The organism is Paenibacillus sp. sgz302191, from assembly GCF_057749925.1.
The window spans coordinates 28,567-47,114 of sequence record NZ_JBYLHY010000041.1; the positions used below are offsets into that span (position 1 = coordinate 28,567).

General features: G+C 55.1%; 18 protein-coding genes. 12 read left to right on the plus strand and 6 right to left on the minus strand.

Features of this window, described 5'->3' with window-relative positions; all coding sequences use genetic code 11:
• The first annotated feature begins 9 nt into the window (after positions 1-9).
• Genes AC3G2T_RS34670 through AC3G2T_RS34690 form a run of 5 tightly spaced genes read left to right on the plus strand, consistent with a single transcriptional unit; the run spans position 10 to position 5,138 of the window.
• On the plus strand, positions 10-1,098 hold the full coding sequence (locus AC3G2T_RS34670) for a hypothetical protein (protein ID WP_488438304.1): 1,089 nt from the start codon (positions 10-12) through the stop codon (positions 1,096-1,098).
• Positions 1,091-1,732 (plus strand): DUF4129 domain-containing protein, encoded by a 642-nt coding sequence (locus AC3G2T_RS34675; RefSeq protein WP_474685210.1) that lies wholly within the window; start codon positions 1,091-1,093, stop codon positions 1,730-1,732. Before AC3G2T_RS34670 ends, AC3G2T_RS34675 begins: the two co-directional genes overlap by 8 nt.
• Complete coding sequence (locus AC3G2T_RS34680) at positions 1,716-2,888, plus strand: DUF4350 domain-containing protein (RefSeq protein ID WP_488438305.1); 1,173 nt, start codon at positions 1,716-1,718, stop codon at positions 2,886-2,888. The genes AC3G2T_RS34675 and AC3G2T_RS34680 overlap by 17 nt, the downstream gene beginning before the upstream one ends.
• Before the next feature lie 5 nt (positions 2,889-2,893).
• Complete coding sequence (locus AC3G2T_RS34685) at positions 2,894-3,814, plus strand: AAA family ATPase (protein WP_474685212.1); 921 nt, start codon at positions 2,894-2,896, stop codon at positions 3,812-3,814.
• Complete coding sequence (locus tag AC3G2T_RS34690; protein WP_474685213.1) at positions 3,765-5,138, plus strand: DUF58 domain-containing protein; 1,374 nt, start codon at positions 3,765-3,767, stop codon at positions 5,136-5,138. The genes AC3G2T_RS34685 and AC3G2T_RS34690 overlap by 50 nt, the downstream gene beginning before the upstream one ends.
• On the opposite strand, the gene AC3G2T_RS34695 is transcribed toward AC3G2T_RS34690, so the two are convergent.
• The gene (locus AC3G2T_RS34695) at positions 5,135-6,112 is read right to left on the minus strand and encodes a stage II sporulation protein M (protein ID WP_488438306.1); all 978 of its coding nucleotides are present in this window, start codon (positions 6,110-6,112) and stop codon (positions 5,135-5,137) included. The genes AC3G2T_RS34690 and AC3G2T_RS34695 overlap by 4 nt on opposite strands.
• A gap of 59 nt (positions 6,113-6,171) precedes the next feature.
• Here AC3G2T_RS34695 and AC3G2T_RS34700 point away from each other — a divergent pair, with 59 nt between their 5' ends.
• Complete coding sequence (locus AC3G2T_RS34700; protein ID WP_488438307.1) at positions 6,172-6,969, plus strand: RDD family protein; 798 nt, start codon at positions 6,172-6,174, stop codon at positions 6,967-6,969.
• Between the two features lie 14 nt (positions 6,970-6,983).
• Positions 6,984-7,658: an oxidoreductase gene (locus AC3G2T_RS34705; protein WP_488438308.1), complete on the plus strand. Its 675-nt coding sequence runs from the start codon at positions 6,984-6,986 to the stop codon at positions 7,656-7,658.
• A 666-nt stretch (positions 7,659-8,324) separates the two neighbouring features.
• On the opposite strand, the gene AC3G2T_RS34710 is transcribed toward AC3G2T_RS34705, so the two are convergent.
• Positions 8,325-9,242, minus strand: coding sequence for an ArsR/SmtB family transcription factor (locus tag AC3G2T_RS34710; RefSeq protein ID WP_474685217.1), 918 nt, complete (start codon positions 9,240-9,242; stop codon positions 8,325-8,327).
• A 299-nt stretch (positions 9,243-9,541) separates the two neighbouring features.
• Here AC3G2T_RS34710 and AC3G2T_RS34715 point away from each other — a divergent pair, with 299 nt between their 5' ends.
• From AC3G2T_RS34715 to AC3G2T_RS34730, 4 genes are all read left to right on the plus strand, one after another.
• Positions 9,542-10,858 carry an ABC transporter substrate-binding protein gene (locus AC3G2T_RS34715; protein ID WP_488438309.1) on the plus strand — a complete coding sequence of 439 codons (1,317 nt, stop codon included), beginning with the start codon at positions 9,542-9,544 and terminating at the stop codon, positions 10,856-10,858.
• A gap of 121 nt (positions 10,859-10,979) precedes the next feature.
• Positions 10,980-11,897, plus strand: a complete 918-nt coding sequence (locus tag AC3G2T_RS34720) for a carbohydrate ABC transporter permease (protein WP_488438326.1) — start codon at positions 10,980-10,982, stop codon at positions 11,895-11,897.
• Between the two features lie 4 nt (positions 11,898-11,901).
• Complete coding sequence (locus tag AC3G2T_RS34725; RefSeq protein WP_488438310.1) at positions 11,902-12,747, plus strand: carbohydrate ABC transporter permease; 846 nt, start codon at positions 11,902-11,904, stop codon at positions 12,745-12,747.
• A gap of 46 nt (positions 12,748-12,793) precedes the next feature.
• Positions 12,794-13,780, plus strand: coding sequence for a glycoside hydrolase family 43 protein (locus AC3G2T_RS34730; RefSeq protein ID WP_488438311.1), 987 nt, complete (start codon positions 12,794-12,796; stop codon positions 13,778-13,780).
• A gap of 41 nt (positions 13,781-13,821) precedes the next feature.
• Here AC3G2T_RS34730 and AC3G2T_RS34735 read toward each other — a convergent pair whose 3' ends face one another.
• On the minus strand, positions 13,822-14,679 hold the full coding sequence (locus tag AC3G2T_RS34735) for a helix-turn-helix transcriptional regulator (protein ID WP_488438312.1): 858 nt from the start codon (positions 14,677-14,679) through the stop codon (positions 13,822-13,824).
• A gap of 147 nt (positions 14,680-14,826) precedes the next feature.
• Here AC3G2T_RS34735 and melA point away from each other — a divergent pair, with 147 nt between their 5' ends.
• Positions 14,827-16,125, plus strand: a complete 1,299-nt coding sequence (gene melA / locus AC3G2T_RS34740; RefSeq protein ID WP_488438313.1) for an alpha-galactosidase — start codon at positions 14,827-14,829, stop codon at positions 16,123-16,125.
• 432 nt (positions 16,126-16,557) lie between these two features.
• On the opposite strand, the gene AC3G2T_RS34745 is transcribed toward melA, so the two are convergent.
• From AC3G2T_RS34745 to AC3G2T_RS34755, 3 genes are all read right to left on the minus strand, one after another.
• On the minus strand, positions 16,558-16,797 hold the full coding sequence (locus AC3G2T_RS34745; protein ID WP_488438314.1) for a hypothetical protein: 240 nt from the start codon (positions 16,795-16,797) through the stop codon (positions 16,558-16,560).
• A gap of 584 nt (positions 16,798-17,381) precedes the next feature.
• Positions 17,382-17,696 carry a dehydrogenase gene (locus tag AC3G2T_RS34750; protein ID WP_474685224.1) on the minus strand — a complete coding sequence of 105 codons (315 nt, stop codon included), beginning with the start codon at positions 17,694-17,696 and terminating at the stop codon, positions 17,382-17,384.
• Between the two features lie 280 nt (positions 17,697-17,976).
• Entirely contained in the window at positions 17,977-18,426 is a 450-nt protein-coding gene (locus AC3G2T_RS34755) for a cupredoxin domain-containing protein (protein WP_474685225.1), read from the minus strand.
• Between the last annotated feature and the right edge of the window lie 122 nt (positions 18,427-18,548).

Genomic DNA, 18,548 nt, shown 5'->3' on the forward strand with positions numbered 1-18,548 from the left:
GGGATTTCCATGTTAAGCACGCCGCTGAGGCCAATCGGTATCGGAAGAATATTGGATCGCAGCTTCCAATTGTACCGTAAGCATTTTGTGAAGTTGACATTGATTATGTTGATTTTATACGGGCCGATTTATTTGCTGCAAAGTTTATTGCTTTCTCAGGAGTCGTCGGTATCCAATTCCATGTTCCAACAGCTTATGGACGGAGCTTCCTGGGAGGACATCCTGCAGTCCACAGCTGCGATGCAGCAAAATGAGCCGCCTGCGGAAATGTTGAAAAAGTTGTCGCTTCTCATGCTGCTGCTGCCGCTGTTCTTACTGGGGCTTATGCCGGCATCCGTGGCATCTGTCGTTCATCTTGTGAAGGCGGAGCTGTTCGGGGAAGAAGTGCCTGGACCCACAGCGCTTCTGAAGAAGGCTTTCCGCAGATTTTGGCCGATGGTCGGAAGCACATTTCTCTATGGCCTGATCATTTTCGGCATTTATTTCGGCTGTGCTATTATTCTTCTTATTCTCGTCCTTATCTTTACGTTAGGAGCAGGCGTCTCCGGGGCTATTGGCGGTTCGGGAGCCGGTATGACCGTCTGGCTGATCGTTTTTTTCGTTGTGGTGTTCCTCGGATTTTTTTTCACGCTGATTTATTTCCTCACCCGTTGGATCTATTATTTGCCTGTAGTGGCAAGCGGCGACGATGAACTCGGTTTGAAGGCAAGCTGGAGACTTACCCGCAAAAACTTCTGGCGGCTGTTCGGGATGTTTTTCGTGCTTTCTCTCATTTTGTACTTGTTCGTGGGCGTCGTTCAAGCGCTGATCACTGTCCTGCTCGGGGTCGGACTGACCGCACAACTGCTGACCAGCTTGTTCAGTCTGCTCGTCTCGCCGCTTTGGCTGCTTCCTTATGCCGTCAGTTTTTTTGACCTGAAAGTCCGCAACGAAGGTTTAGGGGTTGAAACGATGATGGAGAGCGTCATCCATCCGCCTGACCCTTGGTTGGATTCATCCGCTACGCTTGCGCCGATCGTGCTTGACAAAAAGCGGAACGAGGAACCGGAACAAGGCGAGGACGGACAGCCGGAGGATACGGATAAAAAGCATGAATAGCGCCGTTCAAGTCTCCGAAGATAAAGAGCGATTGAGGGAAATATTGGAAAAACACGAATACACCGTCTATAACCGGCCGGAGAGCAGCTCGTTCTGGGATTGGGTGAAATCGCTGCTGCGCAAGCTGATGAGCTATTTTCCGGAGTTCCATCTCTCGCAAGGCACAGGGGATGTCTTGACGATCGGTTTCCTGCTCATTTTGCTCGGTGTGGCCGCTTACGCCATCTACTGGTTCTCCAGGCAGATTATCAGGCAAAAGCGCATCCGTTCCGCGGCCTATTTGCCGGAAGGCGAAATGAACCGTTCCTACCGGGATTATTGGCGGCAGGCGGCGGAGTTCAGAGCTGCGGGGAATTGGCGGGAAGGCGTGCGCGCGGCGTTCCTTTCCCTGCTGTTTTATTTGGAAGCGAGCCGCAGCATCCGCGTGGAAAAATGGAAGACGAACTGGGAGTACGCCGACGAGCTTGCGGGTACGGAGCCTGCGCTCGTCCCTTTGTTTCAGGACAGTTCCCTGGTTTTCGAACGGATCTGGTACGGCAAGGCGGATGTGACGGAGGAACAGTTCGCTTTCATCTACGATCGGGTCACACAAGTGATGGACAGAGAGGGGGGCTCGCATGAAAGGGCTGAATAAGCTGTATGCGGGGTTCGCCGTCAGCGTTCTTCTCTTCTTCGCGCTCGGATACTGGATCGTGAAGCCGCAAGCGCCCAATCAGCCGCCGTATTTGTCGTTCTCGGCAGACCGCGACGGCACGAAAGCATGGCGGGAGCTGCTGGAGCAAAAGCAGCCGGCCGTCAAGGAATGGCGGCTCGGATGGAACTATTTGCCCGCCGGGAGCGGGATGCTGCTCGTCGCCATCGGACCCGAAGCGATCACGAAGGCGGATCGCGAAAAAGTGCTGGAATGGGTCGCCCAAGGGAACGATTTCGTGCTGGTGGACCGGCAGCCGCAAGGCTGGCAAGACGTTGAGACGCTGCGGATCGACGGGAAAGCGGACACGGCCGCTGCGAAATCCGGCGGCTCGGACAGCGGCGCTGCAGCGGTGCGCGCTTTGACGGCGGCGCCGGAATATGCGCAAGGCGGCGGCTTGTCCGGCGAGGTGAGTACGCTGTACCGGATCAAGCCGGGCGGCGGCATGACGGCGCTGTTCTCCGACGACGCCGGCGCGCTGGCGGGCCGCATGCAGGTGGGAGCCGGCAGCATGACCGTCGTGCTGACGCCGGAGTGGTTGTTCAATGGGAAGATTTTGGAACATTCCCATTTTGAGTTGATGTGGCCGCTGTTCGGGAAGTCGTGGAACGCCGTGTGGGTCGACGAGACCCACCACGGCTACGGGACGAATCCCGGGCTGCTGGCCGTCTACCCCGCGTGGCTCGTGCTCGCCAGCGCGCAGCTCGGCCTCGCGCTGCTGCTGTGGCTCTGGCTGCGCGGCAAGCGCTTCGGCCCCGTCCACACGCCGCGGGCGTGGACGGTACGGCGCGGCGACGAGGGCTTGCAAGCCGTCGCCGCCTGGTATGAGCGCCTCGGCTACCGCGACGAGGCGCTGCGCCACCAGCAGCGCTTCCTGCGGCTGCTGCTGGCCCGGCGCTGGGGGCTGAGCCCCGGCGCCGACACCCGGCAGGCGGAAGCCGCTGCGCGCGCCCGCCTGCCTGAAGCGCAGGCGGCGCGGCTTGTCCGCCTGCTGGAGGATGAGTCCCGGGCGAATCAAAGCCCGGGCCGGAACGCAAAAGCGTTCGTAGAGCGAACGCGTGAGATGGGCGAAATGATCGCCTGCCTGGAGAAGGAGTGAGCGAGATGAAACAATTAGTGGAAGCGATGGAGCAGCGGCTGTACGGACAAAAGCTCAATATCCGGCTGCTGGTGACGGCGCTGGTGGCCGGCGGACATGTGCTGCTGGAAGGTGTGCCGGGACTCGGCAAAACGAAGATGGCCCGGACTTTGGCGCAATTGTCGGGAGCCGACTACCGCCGCATACAATTTACGCCGGATTTGATGCCCGGGGATATTACCGGAAGCGTCATTTATCATATGCAGGACAATACGTTTTCGACGATCCAGGGGCCTGTCTTCACGAATGTGCTGCTTGCCGACGAGATCAACCGTTCGGGGCCGAAGACGCAGGCCGCGCTGCTGGAAGCGATGGAGGAGCGGCAGGTGACGATCCAAGGGACTACCTACAAGCTGCCTGACCCGTTCTTCGTCATCGCGACTCAAAATCCGGTCGAGTACGAGGGAACGTATCCTTTGCCGGAAGCGCAGCTGGACCGCTTTCTGTTCAAGCTAGTGCTGGACTATCCCGGCGAAGAAGCGGAAGTGGACATTTTGCGCAGCCACGTGCCTTTCCGCGTGGAGACAGAGCAGACGCTGCAGCCGGTTTTCACGCCGGAGCGGATTCAGGCTTTGCAAAGGCAGCTTGCCGACGTTGTCGTAGAGGATTCTTTGTATGCGTACATATCGACGCTGATCCGCAAAACGCGCGAATCCCAACGGGTTCAACTGGGCGCAAGTCCGCGGGCGGGCATCGCGGTGCTGATGGCGAGCAAAGCATGGGCGCTGCTGGACGGCAGAACCTATGTAACGCCCGATGACATCAAGCTTGTGGCGCGGCCGGCGCTGAGGCACAGGCTGCTCCTGACGCCGCAGGCGGAATTGGAGGGCGGCAGCAGTGACCAGATTATCCAAGAAACGCTCGGCTCTATTCCGGTTCCTCGATAAATTTCTGCTTAAGGACTTCATCCTCCCGACCGGGCGGATGATCGCTTTCGCATCGGCCGGAGCGGCGGTGACGATAGCGGGGTACATATTCGGCCAGGGAATGCCTGTATTTTTGAGCTTCAATGCGCTGTTGATCGTCCTGAGCGCCGTGGATTTGCTGCTGCTGCCCGGACGAAGCGTCTGGAACGTGAACAGGCGGCTGCCGGAACGGATGGATGTCAGACAGGGTTTTGAAGTGGGGCTGGAGCTGCGCGCTGCGCAGCCGCAATCGGTACATATCGAACTGAACGACGATTTGCCCGCTGTGTTTAGCGCAGTGCGCAATTGTTTGAGCGGCCGGATGGACGGAGCGGAAGCTTCGTTTTTGTATACGGCCATGGCGCTCGAACGCGGTAAATATACGCTGGAACACGTCTATCTCCGCTATTGGGGCGGTCTTGGTCTTTGGAAAAAGCAAGTTCGGTTGGAATGCCCGGATACGATCGAGATTTATCCCGATCTGTCAGGGGTCAGAGGCGTATTGGGCGCAGCGCAGGATACGCTCATTTTGGAAGGGCAGCGGATTTATAAAAGACAGCGAAGCGGCTCGGAGTTTCACTATATCCGCGATTACGTGCAGGGAGACGATGTGCGGCATATGAACTGGAAGGCGTCCGCCCGCGCAGCGAAGCTGATGACGAACCTGTACCAGCCGGAAAGAGGGAAGATCGTCACGCTCGTGCTCGATTGCGGCAGGCAGATGGGCATCGAGCTGGACGGCCAGGTAAAGCTGGACCGCACGCTGGAGGCCGCTTTGACCCTTGCGGCGGTAGCTCTCAAGCAGGGGGATCAAGTATCGCTGCTCGCTTTTTCAAGCCGCGTCAAGGTGTACGTTCCGCCGGGCAAAGGATTGCCTCATTTGCAGGAGCTGACGCGCGCGGTGTACGACCTGCGGACCGATTTTGTCGAGTCGTCTTATCAGACGGCGATGGCTTATTTGCTGCGGTATTTGAAAAAACGCTCGCTGGTCGTGCTATTTTCCGATATGGAGAGCTATTTGTACGACAGGGAGCTGATGCCTTACGCGCTTCGGCTTCGCAGAGTGCATCATGTGCTGCTGCTGTCGCTCAGCGATCCGCTGCTGCATGATTGGGCCCGCATCCGGGCGGAAAGCAGCCGGCAGGCTTACATTCAGAGCATCGCCCACAAATTTACGTCGGACCGGCAGGAGTATGCAACGAAAATGGCCGCCCGGGGCATCCCTGTGATGGATGTCCCGGCCGACCAATTGACGCTTGGCGCGGTAAACGCGTATCTGGATCTGAAGTCCTCGGACGCTCTTTAAATTTGCACTTCTGCGTGCTTCGAAGCGTTCCGTTTGCCAATGCCGTACACGTAATAGAGCGCGAGGATCAGCAAAGTTCCGCCGGCTATGATGTACTTGACCTCCAGAGAAAGCGTGGACGGCGTGATATAGCCTTCGATAATGCCGGCAATGACGAATAGCGGAATCGTTCCGATCAGCAGCTGCGCCGATTCCTTGGCCGATTCGAGGAACCGGTGCTTGCGCGGAAACGGGCCCGGGACGAAGAAGCGGTAGCCCATATACAGGCCTGCTCCGCCTGCGATAAAGATAGCCGTAAGCTCGATGATGCCATGGGGCAAAATATACGCCCAAAACACGTAGCTTTTGCCGGATTGCATGAATACGGCGGCCAGCGCGCCGACGAGCAGCCCGTTGCTGATCATCAGATAGACGGTTCCGATGCCAAGCGTAACGCCGCTGATGAAGGCAAGAACGGCGACGCGGATGTTGTTGGTCATAATGGTCGTCGAAACGAGCGGGCTGTGCAGATCGCCGCGCGGATCGGCCGTTTTGGAAGGATCGATGCTGTCGGCCATCTGTCCGGGCATGATCAGATACAAATTCAGCGGATCGCTGCGGACCGACAAAAAGCCGAGCAGACCCCCAATCACGAACAGCAGCAGCGCTGCGGCGACAAACCAGCTCCTGGCTTGAATGAGCGAAGGAAAGTAATGCAGGAAAAACTCTTTCAACTGTGTGCTGCTTTTGTTGTTTTCCTTATACATGGCGTTGTGGGCCCGGGAGACGAGGTGGTTCAAATACACCGCCGTTTCACCGTCCGGCCGATAAGTCTGCATCGTCGCCAAATGGGACGAAACCGCTTTGTACAATTCGGCAAAACGGTCCAATTGACTCGCCTGAAGCGACTTTTTGCGTTTGCCGAGCTGGTTCAGCAGCTCTTCAAGCTCTGTCCACAGCGACTTGTTTTCTTTTATAAAACGTGAAAGTTCCATGAGTACCCCCTTGATTTGTACTTTATTTTACCATAATTTCGGAACCGCGAGGAGATGCTATGAACGAGGCCACGGATAAAAAATTGACGATTACGACTCCCGAACAGGTGCAGCTGCAATTTCAAACCGCCGGGCTGGGCAGCAGGGCGCTGGCGCACTTGCTCGACAGCCTTATACTTGGCGCGGTCAATACGCTTCTTGTCTTGTTTGTGATCGGCGGGAGCCGGATGTATAAAGGGCAATGGTTCCCGGAAATGAACGATTATGTGCTGGCTTTTTGCATCATATTTTTTGTCGTCATCAACTTGGGATATTTAGTTTGCACTGAAGCTTTCATGGGCGGCCAGACCCCGGGAAAACGGATATGCGGACTGCGCGTCCTGCAAAATAACGGGCAATCCCCGACTTTCCTGTCCATTCTTATACGCAACTTGTTCCGGCTTCTTGACATGCTGCCAAGCGGCTATTTCCTGGGGGGCGTAGCGATGCTCTTCAGTTCCCGCGACAAGCGGATCGGGGATATGGTCGCAGGCACGATCGTCGTGGTTGAAGCCGGGAAAGAACGGTCCAAACGCAGATCCGTCATCGATAAGGAAATTGCCAAAAGAAGAAGCGCCATCCCCCATCTTGTATTGGACGAATCCTTGAAGCGGACGATCACGGTCGATGATTGGAGGCTGCTGAACAGTTGGATCGAAAGCTTGCCCACTATGCACGAAACGAGGCTCCGGGAGCTCAGTGAGCCGATAGCCCGGCATTTTGCCGCCAAATTGGAGCATGATCTTCTGCTTTATTTTGATCTGTCCGCGTATTTGATCGCTTTGTACGAACTGCTTCGTGACGATTGGGAAGTGTAAAAGGGGGCTTTGGTATGGGATATACGGCTGTCGTCGCCGGAGCAACGGGACTGGTCGGACGGGAGCTTGTCCGGCTGCTGCTCGCGAGCGAAGCGTATGACAAGGTCATTGCGCTTGTGAGAAGGCGCGTTGAGCTGCAGCATGACAAGCTGATCCAGCGGATCGTCGATTATGATCGTTTGGACAGCGCGCTCGCCGAGGACGAGGTGCAGGGAGCGCATATTTTTTGCGCGCTCGGGACCACGATCAAAGTTGCGGGGAGCCAGGAGCAGTTCCGCAAAGTTGACCAGGACTATCCCATGAGGCTGGGAGAGCTGGCGCAGAAGTACGGAGCTGCGGTTTTCGTCATCGTGACCGCGATGGGGGCCGACCGCGGCTCCGCCTTTTTTTACAACCGGGTCAAGGGCGAGGTGGAAGAGGGGCTGCGGCAGCTTGGCTTGAAGGCGCTCCACATTTTGCGGCCTTCTTTAATTCTCGGGGAGCGCGCGGAGCGCCGTCCGGGCGAGAAGTTCGCAGCGGCTGCATCGAAGCTGCTGACCCCGCTTATGGTCGGCGCGCTGCGGCCGTACAGACCGATCCCGGCGGCTTCTATCGCCGGCGCGATGATGAAGTCGGCTCTCCGCCAAAGCCGGAGTCACATCGTGTACAGCTCCGACGAAATCGCGAGCTTTCATGCCGCCAATCCGTAAGGAGCCGAGTTAAAAATAGGACGAAGCAAAGAGGGCTGCTTCGTCCTATTTTTATTTGCGAGGCTCTGCCATACGAGCGGAAAGCTGCAGAAAGTCTGCAGAAGTGCATCTTTCTACTCTTAGATGCGCTTGCCCCGAATGGTTCCTGCAAATCTGCAGTGCAGTCTTTTCCGCTAAAATGCAAGCCAAGCCCCATCGTGAACGGGAATTCCTGCACAATTGCAGGCTGCCTAGAACCCCACGTGCCAGTGCTGGTAGCCAATCTGCCTGTTTGCGCGAAAAAAAACCTGCAAAAATACAGTTTTTGCTCGGTTGAAACGCTGGCTACGAAAAATTCCTGCAATTGTGCAGGCTTTTCGCCGTGATTATGGGCTCAGATTCATTTTCAGCGAAAATTCCTGCACAATTGCAGGCTTTTCGCCAAAATGAACACTTTTACGGAAAAAAACTGCACTTTCGCAGGTTTTTCCCTGCCAAGCCGCCTTGTGCCCCCCACTTCAGCTCCGCAACCCGAGCAGAAGAGTAGAGCCCCCCACTTCAGCAACCCGTGAAGGAGAAGTACCGCCCAGCGGCATGGGGGGCTTTCGCAGGTTTTGCGGCCTGGCAAGCTGTACCCGCCGGCCCTGTACGAGCCGTACGGGGCGCCTGCTGCGTTTGCGGAAAGCCTTACTCTTCGTGGTTCGTGTAAAGCACCCGCGCGAGCAGATCCTGGTTATAGTTGCCGAAGTTTTGCCCGAAAATGGTGAGGCCGCGCTTGTTTTTGGACTTCTCGTCGACTGCCATTTTGAAGTTGAGCTCGCTTTTGTAATCGAGTTGAATGTCCGCCAGCGTGACGTCGGAAATGCGGCAGCCGTCGATAAAGCTTCCTTCCTCGTTGATGCGGATCAGCTTGAGCATGCCGTATTGGTTCAGGTGCGGCGGCCACCAGTCCGGGTTGAACGTTCCGCGGGTGTCTCCGAAGTCGCCGGGACTGGTCCAGAAGCCGATCTCGCGGCCGTTGACGTAAAAATAAATGTCGGACGGATAGTTGTTGCAGTAGCCCGGCGCTTCCGAGCCTAATTCCATGGAAAACTGAATCTCTTTGAAGCTTTGATTCGGTTTCAAATAGTTCGGTATCCGGTACTCCAGAAACCCTTCCGAGAGCCAAATGATCTGGGAGTCGATCCGCTGCGGATCGGCAAAATACCGCGGGTCGTCGAAATCGCCGATGATGCTGTCCTTGGTCGCCAGACCGCAGGTCGGGAGCACCTGATAGTTGCTGTAGTGGCCGACCTTGATGTTCACTTCGTACAGGTTGTCGATTTCTTTACTGCGCAGGTCGACCATCAGCTTTTCTTCGTTCAGATAGCAGATTTTCTGAATGCCGTGCTTGCCGACCGCGGTGTTGATTTCGATCAATCCGCTTTCTTCCAGCTTTTTGATATGCATCGTGATCGCGCCGTTCGTCAATTTAAGCTTGCCGGCCAGGTCGTTCAGGTTCAAGCTCTGATTTTTCGCCAGCAGTTCCAGAATCTCGATCCGGATTTCAGAGCTTAATGCTTTAAATATATTTAAACCAGATCGCAATTCTTTTATATATATCATCCAATAATCCCCTTTTTTATTTTAGATTTATTATAATTGATGGCCGAAAATAAAGAAAGCTATCCGTTAAATATTTTATGCGGATAATCATATAAGCGATTTCATGTCGTTAAACATGCGCTATTCGAATAGTTGATGTCATATAAAGCGAGAAAGAAAGCGTATTCAAATTTTTCTTGACAAAAATATAAAGTAAAAATAATATAAATTTGAAATGATTTAAGTTTGACTAAATTAAAACATCATGAGCACACACCATGCAGCTTTCGTTTTTATCCATGAAAAGGGGGAAGGATCGAATGAGGAAGGCGTTTATGATTGCGGCATTGTTGGTTCTCTGTATGGTCACAGTTTTATCGGGGTGCAGCAGCAGTAGCAGTAGCAGTGCGGGCACCGGCGAATCCGGGGGTTCCAAACCGGGCGGATCAACGAAATTGGTGCTTTGGACGTTTAACGAGCTGCATGCCAAGTTTTATCAAAGTATGGCGGAGACGTGGAACAAGGCGAATCCCGACAAGCAGATCGAATTGCAGGCGGATACGCTGCCGTACGACGATATGCACAACAAGCTGCTGGTCGCCCTGCAATCGGGCACGGGAGCACCGGACTTGGCCGACATTGAGATCAGCAAATTTCCCAACTACCTGAAAGGAACTCCGCAACTTGCAGAGCTCAACGAAATCGTGGAACCCGAGCTGAAAAACATCGTGAAATCCAGGGTCGAAATTTACGCCAAAGACGGCAAATATTACGGCATCGACTTCCACGTAGGCGCAGCCGTTATTTATTACAATAAAGAAATTCTCGATAAAGCCGGCGTCAACCCGGATTCGATCGTCACCTGGGCCGACTACGCGGAAGCGGGCAAAAAAGTTCTGGCCGCCACCGGCAAGCCGATGACGACGGTCGAAACGGCCGACCAGTGGTCGTTCTGGCCGCTGATTTCCCAGCAAAAGTCCGACTACCTCGATAAAGACGGCAAAGTCATTCTCGACAACGAAGTGAACACAAAAACGCTGCAGTACTTGCAGCAGCTGGTGAAAGACAAAATCGCGGTTCCCGCGCCGGGCGGCGGCCATCATGCCGAAGAATACTACGGCTTCATGAACAAAGGCGGGGCGGCTTCGGTCTGGATGCCGATGTGGTACATGGGACGGTTCACCGACTATATGCCGGATTTGAAAGGCAAAATCATCATCAAGCCGATGCCTGTATGGGAAAAAGGCCAATTCCGCTCCGCAGGCATGGGCGGTACGGGTACGGCGGTCACCAAGCAGTCGAAAAACCAGCAGCTGGCGATGCAGTTCCTGTCCTACGCGAAGCTGTCCAAGGAAGGCAACATCCAAATTTGGAAGCAGCTTGGCTTTGACCCGATCCGCATAGAAGTATGGAGCATGCCGGAGCTGAAAGAGGACAACAAATTCACCCAGTTTTTCGGCAAAGACATTTTCAAAGTGCTTGAATCGGTAAAAGACGAAATCTATCCGGTCCATGTCGGCGAAAAAATTCCGGCCGCATCCGACGCGGTGAAGACGAAAATCATGCCGAGCGTGCTGCAGGACGGCAAAGATGCCGCCCAAACTTTGAAAGATGTAGCCGGCGAGCTGCGCAAGTAACGCTTCCTGGCTTTACGAATGTTCAAGATCACTGGCTTTGCGCGCGCAGGCTCCTGCTTGCTCCGGCAAAGCCGGTGATTATCCTTGGTTAGGGAGGTGGGCCGCTGTGGAAACCAGTCAAATGACCGTGACGGCCGAGCGCGGGCGCACTGCCGGAAGCAAGCTGCTGTACTCGCAAAAAATGGCGCCTTACGTGTTCGTGCTGCCGTTCGTTCTGTCTTTTATTATATTTTTCGCTTATCCTGTCATATCTACAATTACGATGAGCTTTCAAGAGGTGCTTCCGGGCAGCACCCGGTTCATCGGATTTGAAAACTACAAAAAGCTGCTGAATCCCGATTTTTTCAAAGCGCTGCTCAATAATACGAAGTATACGTTCTGGACGCTGGTCGTTTTGATCCCGGGACCGCTGGTGCTCGCCGTATTTTTGAACTCGAAAATGATGAAGGCTCGCAATTTTTTCCGGGCCTCGCTGTTTGTTCCTGCGCTCACTTCGGTAGTCGTCGCGGGCACGATTTTCCGGCTTATTTTTGGCGAACTGGACGGCTCGCTGCTCAACTCCTTCATGCATCTGATCGGGCTTGAAAGCGAAAAATGGCTGAGAAGCTCGGGGACGGCGATGTTCGCGCTCATCGTTCTGGCGGCTTGGCGCTGGACCGGCATTAATATTTTGTACTTCTTGTCCGCTCTGCAGAGCATTCCCGGGGAGCTGTACGAATCCGCCGAAATCGACGGAGCGGGCGTTTGGGACAAGTTCCGCAATATTACGCTGCCTTTGCTGAAGCCGGTCACGATTTATGTGCTCACGATCAGCATTTACGGCGGATATGCGATGTTTGTGGAGAGCTACACAATGTTCGGCGGCAACAATTCACCCAATCAGATCGGTCTGACGATGATCGGCTACATTTACAAGCAAGGGCTGGAGTCCAACAATCTCGGATTCGGTTCGGCGATCGGCCTGACGCTGCTCGTCATCACTTTGCTGGTGAATCTGGTGCAGCTCAAATCTTTCGGATTGTTCAAAAAGGAGGAGTAAACGTATGAAAGAACGCAGTTCCTGGTCGTTTCCGTCCGTGCTGATGCTCCTTCTTTTTATCGTTCTGGCCATTGCCTCGCTGTTTCCGCTGTACGCGCTTTTGCTGGCGTCGCTCAAGCCTTCCAAGGAGCTGCTCAGGTACGGGCTGAACATTAAGCTGCAGTGGGACGTCATGGGGCTCAGCAATTATTCGTTCATTTTGTCCGGCTCGGCCAAAAACTACTTTAACTGGTACAAAAACAGCCTGCTGATTACGGTCATTTTTACCGCAGCGAGCCTGCTTTTTTCTTCGATGGTCGGTTACGGGCTGGCCAAGTACAATTTTAAAGGCAAAAATTTGGTATTCACGATGGTTTTGCTGGTGATGATGATTCCGGTCGAAATCATTATGCTCCCGCTGTACAAATTAACGATCAGCCTCGGGTTGATCAACACGGTCGCCGGCGTTATTTTGCCTTTTGCGGTCGCTCCGCTGCCGATTTTTTTCTTCCGCCAGTATGCGGCCGACTTGCCCAAAGATTTTCTCGATGCGGGACGCATGGACGGCTGCTCGGAATACGGCATTTTCTTCCGCATCATGGTGCCGCTTATGGCCCCGGCTTTCGGCGCCATGACGATTTTGCAGGCGATGGGCAGTTGGAACAATTTCCTGTGGCCTTTGATCGTCCTGCGCACGAACGACAAGTTTACGCTGCCGATCGGCCTTTCCACGCTGCTGACGCCGTACGGCAACAACTATGATGTCCTGATCGCGGGATCTGTGCTGGCTATACTGCCGATTTTAATTTTGTTCGTGTTCTTCCAACGTTATTTCGTATCCGGCCTGACGATCGGCGGGGTCAAGGGATAGCGCTGCACAATGAAGCATATAAGCAAAGAGGAGAGAGGGACCCACCATGACTGAACAAAACAAAAGCGCACAAAAAGAGCAATTCGTAAATCCGATGATCGAGCAGCGGGCCGATCCCTGGGTGTTCAACCATACGGACGGGTATTATTATTTTACGGCGTCCGTGCCGGAGTACGACCGGATCGAGGTTAGAAGAGCGAAGACGATTCAGGCGCTGGCGCAGGCCGAGCCCGTCGTCGCATGGAGAAAGTACGAAAGCGGTTCGATGAGCGCCAACATTTGGGCGCCGGAAATCCATTTTATTAGCGGAAAATGGTACATTTACTTCGCTGCGGCGAGAACGGCGGAGACGGATAACGGCTTGTTCGATCACCGCATGTTCGTGCTGGAGAACGAATCCGCCAATCCGCTGGAGGGCGGATGGGTGGAAAAAGGCCAGCTGAAGGCGAACTGGGAATCGTTCTCGCTGGATGCGACTACGTTTGAGCACCGTGGAGTCCGGTACCTCGTATGGGCGCAGCGGGACCCGGCGATTGCCGGGAATTCCAACCTGTACATCGCCCCGCTGGAAAATCCCTGGACGATTCGAGGCCGCCAGGTGATGATTACGAAGCCCGAATACGATTGGGAAATTATCGGATTCCATGTGAATGAAGGGCCGGCCGTGATCCGCAAGAACGGCAAAATTTTCATCAGTTATTCGGCCAGCGCTACCGATTATAACTATTGCATGGGGCTTCTGACGGCATCGGAAGACAGCGATCTGCTGGACCCGGCCTCATGGAGCAAAAGTCCTGTTCCGGTGTTCGCCACGAGCGAAGCGACAGGACAATACGGCCCCGGTCACAATTGCTTCACCGTTTCCGCCGACGGATCGGAGGATATACTCGTCTATCACGCCCGCAATTATAAAGAAATCAACGGCGATCCGCTGTACGATCCGAACCGCCATGCCCGCGCGCAGAGGTTGGGCTGGAACAGCGACGGCACGCCGAACTTCGGCATTCCGGCGGCGGACGGCGTGACTGTTTAGGCTAGCCTCGTACTTCGTACGCCTTGCGCGGTCCCGCTGCTTTAAAGATGCCGCAGCGTTTTGCGGTAAGACGTAGGCGCGCAGCCGCTCCATTTGCGGAATTGCTTGGAAAAATAAAGCGCGTCGTTAAAACCGACCGACGAAGCGACCTGGTCGATCGTCATCGGCGTTTCGAGCAGCTGCTCGGCGCGTTCCATGCGTATTTTCAATAAATACTGCATGGGGGAAAGTCCAGTTATTTGTTTGAACATCTTGCACAAATGAGTCCGGTGGTACCCGATCATGCGGGCCAACTGCTCAATAGATACGGGCTGCGTATATTGCAGCTCCAAATAGCGGATCGCCTGTCCGACCTGACGGTGCGCGTCCGATTCGGCGGCCGGCTTTGCCGGCCAGCGGCGGCGGTTGGCGAGGCCGAGCTCGCTGAGCAGAAGCCGCAGCCAGCCTCCGGACTCCGTATCCTCCAGGGCGGGGATAGCGTTCTGGGCGAAGCAAGCGCGCAGCCGCCGGTACAGATGGCGGACTTTTTTCGTGCCGCTGTTCGGGATCACCGGATTGTCCGGGACGATTCCCATCGAGGACAGCACGGTACCCGCCGCACGGCCGGCGAAAGCGACCCAGACATAATGCCACGGCCGATGCGCGTCCGCTACGTAGCTGAACAGCTCGCCCGGGAAAATGACGAAGCTGTCGCCCGCCCCGCAGCGGTAAGTCCGGCCATGGATTTCAAAAACCCCTTCGCCGGACAGTACCGTATGGATCAAATAATAATCGTGCACGGCCGGCCCCATTTTGTGCCGGGGATTCGGCTTGCCTTCGCCGCTGAAAAGCACAGGCAATTCGCCGCTGCCGGTGAACGGATTAATAGTGACATAGAAGTAGGAGTGGTCCGGATTCATAGGGGCACCTTTTTGTGTTTTTATCATAAGAGTAGCGGAAGAAACTACAAATGTCCATATTCCTGTTCGTTCGTTCCATACTCAACCGAATCGCCGTCGCTTATAGTAAAAGAAAGCAGGGAACAACGATTTGGAGGCGAAACGAACATGTCAAAAATTACTTTTTTAGGTGCGGGAAGTACCGTTTTTGCTAAAAATGTACTGGGTGATTGCATGCTGACGCCCGCGCTTCAAGGCTTTGAGCTGGCGCTCTTCGACATTGACCGCGAGCGGCTGCTGGACTCGGAGAACATGCTGAATAATTTGAAAAAAACAAGCGGCAGCACCTGCGAAGTGAAAGCGTATTCGGACCGGAAGGAAGCTTTGCGCGGCGCCAAATACGTCGTCAACGCGATTCAGGTCGGCGGCTACGATCCGTGCACGATCACCGATTTTGAAATACCGAAAAAATACGGCCTGCGCCAGACGATCGCCGACACGGTCGGCATCGGGGGCATTTTCCGCAATCTGCGCACGATTCCCGTTATGCTGGATTTTGCCGCGGATATCCGCGAAGTTTGCCCGGACGCGTGGTTCCTGAACTACACGAATCCGATGGCGGTGCTTACCAACGTGATGAACACGTACGGCGGAGTGCGCACGGTAGGCTTGTGCCACAGCGTTCAAGTGTGCGTCCCTCATCTATTCGAACATCTGGGCATGGAGCAGGACGGGGTTCAGGCGAAAATCGCCGGAATCAATCATATGGCCTGGCTGCTGGAAGTGAGCAAGGACGGCGTCGACCTGTACCCGGAAATCAAGCGGCGCGCAGCCGAAAAGCAGCTGGAAAAGCACGGGGACATGGTCCGCTACGAAATGATGCTGAAATTCGGCTATTACATTACGGAGTCTTCCGAGCATAACGCGGAATATCACCCTTATTTCATCAAACGCAATTACCCGGAGCTGATCGACCGCTTCAACATTCCGCTGGACGAGTATCCGCGCCGCTGCATCGGGCAGATCTCGAACTGGAAAAAGATGCGCGAAGATATCGTGAACAACGCGAATCTGACGCACGAGCGCTCCCACGAGTATGCTTCTTATATTTTCGAAGCGATGGAGACGAATGTGCCGTTCAAAATCGGCGGCAACGTGATGAACACCGGCCTTATTACGAATTTGCCGCGCGAGGCTTGCGTGGAAGTGCCTTGCCTGGTTGACCGGAACGGCGTTACGCCGACTTATGTAGGCGACCTGCCTCCGCAGTGCGCGGCGCTTAACCGCACCAATATCAACACCCAACTGCTGACGATCGAGGCGGCGATTACGCGCAAGCGCGAGCACATTTATCACGCCGCGATGCTGGATCCGCACACATCGGCCGAGCTGTCGATGGACGATATCATCGCGATGTGCGACGATTTGATCGAAGCGCACGGGAGCTGGCTGCCCGAGTACAAGTAAGCCGGAAACGAGAAAGCCGAGGGGAATGCGTTCCCTTCGGCTTTTTTTGCGGGCTCCCTGCCAGAGGGCGGCTGGGTGCAGCTAGCTTGCTGGGCAGCTTGGCGCCCCAAGGTCTGCGAAAGTGCAGGCATTTCCGTTCGCGATGGGGCTGAGCTCGCATTTTAGCCGAAAAACCTGCAGATTTCAGGCTGCCCAGAAACCCGCACGCCAGAAGGCGGTCGCACAATCCGCCTGGTTGCGTGAGCTCGCACGCTAGAGGCGGTAACTGTTCGGCAATGCGAAGAAAGCCTGCAAAAGTCAGGAGCACGCACGCTAGAGGCGGTAACTGCTCGGCAATACGAAGAAAGCCTGCAAAAGTCAGGAGCTCGCACGCTAGAAGCGGCAACTGCTCGGCAATACGAAGAAAGCCTGCAAAAGTCAGGAGCTCGCACGCTAGAGGTGGTAACTGCTCGGCAATACGAAGAAAGCCTGCAAAAGTACAGTTTTTACCCGATGGATGTGCTGACCACGACATATTCCTGCAAAAGTGCAGGCTTTTCGCCGCGAACATGGGCTCAGGTTCATTTTCAACGAAAATTCCTGCACAATTGCAGGCTTTTCGCCAAAATGAACCACTTTTATAAAAAAAACCTGCACTTTCGCAGGCTTTCCCTTACCGTTTTCTCCTGCCAAGCCGCTTTGTCCCCCCACTTCAGCACCGCAACTCGTACAGGGGAGGCACGGGTTGGGGAAGAGCGGCTGTGACCCCTCTGGTTTCGCTACCCTGTCGTTTTATCGGCAATCTAATTTTCGTAGGTTTTCTGTGCGTTTATAGAGTTAGAGCTACGCCTCACCAATGTACGTTTTCTCAGCAGCCTGAGATTTGCAGAAATATTTCGAAACAAGCACGCTTGGGTGCAATAAGATTACTACTAGAACGATCCGATTGATCGGTTACAGTTTGTTTGGCCGTATGCCGTCGACGGCATGGGGGGCTTTTGCAGGTTCTCTGAGCGTGCTGCCAATGTAGCGGCAGCACGGAGGGCAGAACTGCTGCAGTCGAGCTTTCGCAGCAGGTGTTTTGCTTACCCCGCGCGCGCGGTTCCCGGCGCGCGTCGCGGCGTCGCACGGCGGCCGTGCCGGTGAGGCGCCGGCGGGCGGGCTTTTCCGCGGCCGTGCATGCTGTCGACCGGCCGCCATCATGCAAGCGCCGCCCTGCGCGCAGCCCCCGGCGCGCCGTTGCGAGACCCGGCGCTAGCCGCCGGCGGCCGGCCCGGTCATCCGCCGAACGCTTCGCGGAATGCGTGATTCAAAGCGGCAAGCTCCACGTTCCAGAGCGGAGCGATTTCCGGGCCTACGTGTTCGCCGAACCAGTCGGCAAGCAGTTTGCGGTTGCTGCCATGCTCGACGATGAACGGCAGGTTCAGCATTACTTTTTTGACGTAAAGCTCCTCGGCCTGCCGCATTTGCTCCGGAGAAATCCACGTTTTCAGCCGTTTGGCCGTCCGGTACAGCTCCTTGCCGCAAGCCCGTCTTATTCCGCGCGCAGTCGGGAGCTGCTGTTTGTGCTTTTCATTGGTGTTATTTTTCATTGCCGCCTCAACACTCCTCTCTCTGCTATGTGTATGCGCAGCGAGGACGGATAGCTACTGGCGCGGCGGCAGCCCGAAGCCCAAGTTGGGAGTCGTCCGGCGGGCGGCGGCGCCTTCTGCGGATTTCGCCTGCCGGGCTCTTGGGAGTCTGTCCGACGGAGTTGCGTTTGTGCTTACCCACTGAATAATGACTGTATATATGCCGCTCACGCTGCATGAATACCGTCATTGTGCATACATATACCTTCTACGTGGTTCATCGGACAGACTCCAGGGAGGCTTACTCCGTGACGACGATGTAGCCGATCATGGGGCCGTTATGGTTTTTATCGGCATGCGTCATGCAGATCAACCTGTAAGTGCCCGCTTGCTCCGGCGTGAATGAAACGACGGTTTCCTTGCCTTTTTTGACTTCCCCTTTAATGTTCAGTCCTTCGATCAGAAAAGGGTGGCTGGCGCCGTTGACGCCCAAGATGTTGAGCTTTATTTTTTCGCCTTTGCGTACGACAACGGTTCCGGGGTCCCAGCGGTAAGCCTCGATTGTCGATCCATCCTCTGTATTGGCTTTGAATTCCCCGGTCACCATATGAATGGTCCGCTCGGCAGCAGGCTCCGCCATGGCGGGGACGATCCGCTCCCGGTTCGCGTATAACAATCCGGCTGCAATGATCAGGAGCGCCGCTGCTGCAAGGATTAGGTGTTTGCGCTGAATGATCCATACTTTCGACATCAAAAGTCCGCCTCCTGTACATTCGTTTTTGTACATCCTATGCAGGAGCTTGTCTGTGCATGTATGCGGAATGCTGCCGCCGTAACCGAAATTGGTGACATATGCACGTCTATGGTAGAATA

Coding starts and splice junctions, on each gene's coding strand:
- AC3G2T_RS34680 (WP_488438305.1), top strand. CDS start 1,716: ATGAAAGGGCTGAATAAGCTGTATGCGGGGTTCGCCGTCAGCGTTCTT.
- AC3G2T_RS34720 (WP_488438326.1), top strand. CDS start 10,980: ATGACCGTGACGGCCGAGCGCGGGCGCACTGCCGGAAGCAAGCTGCTG.
- AC3G2T_RS34715 (WP_488438309.1), top strand. CDS start 9,542: ATGAGGAAGGCGTTTATGATTGCGGCATTGTTGGTTCTCTGTATGGTC.
- AC3G2T_RS34670 (WP_488438304.1), top strand. CDS start 10: ATGTTAAGCACGCCGCTGAGGCCAATCGGTATCGGAAGAATATTGGAT.
- AC3G2T_RS34725 (WP_488438310.1), top strand. CDS start 11,902: ATGAAAGAACGCAGTTCCTGGTCGTTTCCGTCCGTGCTGATGCTCCTT.
- AC3G2T_RS34685 (WP_474685212.1), top strand. CDS start 2,894: ATGAAACAATTAGTGGAAGCGATGGAGCAGCGGCTGTACGGACAAAAG.
- AC3G2T_RS34710 (WP_474685217.1), bottom strand. CDS start 9,242: ATGATATATATAAAAGAATTGCGATCTGGTTTAAATATATTTAAAGCA.
- melA (WP_488438313.1), top strand. CDS start 14,827: ATGTCAAAAATTACTTTTTTAGGTGCGGGAAGTACCGTTTTTGCTAAA.
- AC3G2T_RS34675 (WP_474685210.1), top strand. CDS start 1,091: ATGAATAGCGCCGTTCAAGTCTCCGAAGATAAAGAGCGATTGAGGGAA.
- AC3G2T_RS34700 (WP_488438307.1), top strand. CDS start 6,172: ATGAACGAGGCCACGGATAAAAAATTGACGATTACGACTCCCGAACAG.
- AC3G2T_RS34735 (WP_488438312.1), bottom strand. CDS start 14,679: ATGAATCCGGACCACTCCTACTTCTATGTCACTATTAATCCGTTCACC.
- AC3G2T_RS34750 (WP_474685224.1), bottom strand. CDS start 17,696: ATGAAAAATAACACCAATGAAAAGCACAAACAGCAGCTCCCGACTGCG.
- AC3G2T_RS34705 (WP_488438308.1), top strand. CDS start 6,984: ATGGGATATACGGCTGTCGTCGCCGGAGCAACGGGACTGGTCGGACGG.
- AC3G2T_RS34695 (WP_488438306.1), bottom strand. CDS start 6,112: ATGGAACTTTCACGTTTTATAAAAGAAAACAAGTCGCTGTGGACAGAG.
- AC3G2T_RS34730 (WP_488438311.1), top strand. CDS start 12,794: ATGACTGAACAAAACAAAAGCGCACAAAAAGAGCAATTCGTAAATCCG.
- AC3G2T_RS34755 (WP_474685225.1), bottom strand. CDS start 18,426: ATGTCGAAAGTATGGATCATTCAGCGCAAACACCTAATCCTTGCAGCA.